This is a genomic window from Methylobacterium sp. P1-11 (assembly GCF_008329595.1).
In the GTDB taxonomy this organism is placed as follows: Bacteria; Pseudomonadota; Alphaproteobacteria; order Rhizobiales; family Beijerinckiaceae; genus Methylobacterium.
The window spans coordinates 1-857 of record NZ_NPKS01000105.1; the positions used below are offsets into that span (position 1 = coordinate 1).

At 67.2% G+C, this 857-nt stretch carries 1 protein-coding gene; it reads left to right on the forward strand.

Annotation, left to right across the window (positions count from 1 at the left end; genetic code table 11):
- Positions 1-857: ImmA/IrrE family metallo-endopeptidase (locus CIW48_RS32915; protein WP_149314517.1), on the forward strand; the 857-nt coding region annotated here is incomplete at both ends.

Genomic DNA, 857 nt, shown 5'->3' on the forward strand with positions numbered 1-857 from the left:
GCGGGCACGCCGGAGGCGCTCGTCAAACGCATCCTACAGGCCGAGCCGAACCTTCCGGTGCCCGTGCCGATCCAAGAGCTGTGCGCACGACTCGGCATCCGCCGGATCGAGGACCTCGACACCGACGAGTTCGAGGGAAGCCTCGTGACCGACGCGAAGCGGTCTGACGGCACCATCCTCGTCAAGCGCGGGGGCGAACCGCGGCGCCGCTTCACCATCGCGCATGAACTCGGCCACTTCCTGATGGCACACCACGTCCCGGATCAGCCCGGCCGGTTCCTATGCAAGAGCTCTGACCTGCTCCGCGTCACAGCAAAGGAGGGCGATCAGCGGCGGCACAGGGAGGTCGAGGCCAACCGCTTCGCCACTCTCATTCTGATGCCCCCGCACCTGCTGCGAGGAGCCATGGCGGCCTTTCGCGAGCCCGATCTGCAGCACGTTCTTGTGCTCGCGCGCGACTTCGCGGTCGGCAAGGAGGCGGCGGCTCGGGCCTACGTGCAATACCATCCCGAGCGGATCGCCATCGTCGTGGCGGGCAACGGCCGGGTGCAACGGTGCTACCGCAGCCTCTCCTTTCCGGCCATCATCTGCGCGGTCGGAAGCCCGGTCCCGACAGGCTCGCTCTTTCACAGCAGTCCGCATCGGCCGGCCATTGCGAGCGACACCGCCGCGTGCAGTCCCGATCTCTGGATCGATGTGAAGCGCGACCTTCGCGCACCGGACCTCTACGAGCAGGTGTACCTTCAGCGGAACGGCTTCGCGATGATCCTGCTGCATCTGGAAGCTGTCCCGGAGGAGAGCGCGGAGGAGCGCAGGCTCAATGAGGGCTGGCGTCACCGCTTCCACTCGGGGCGACG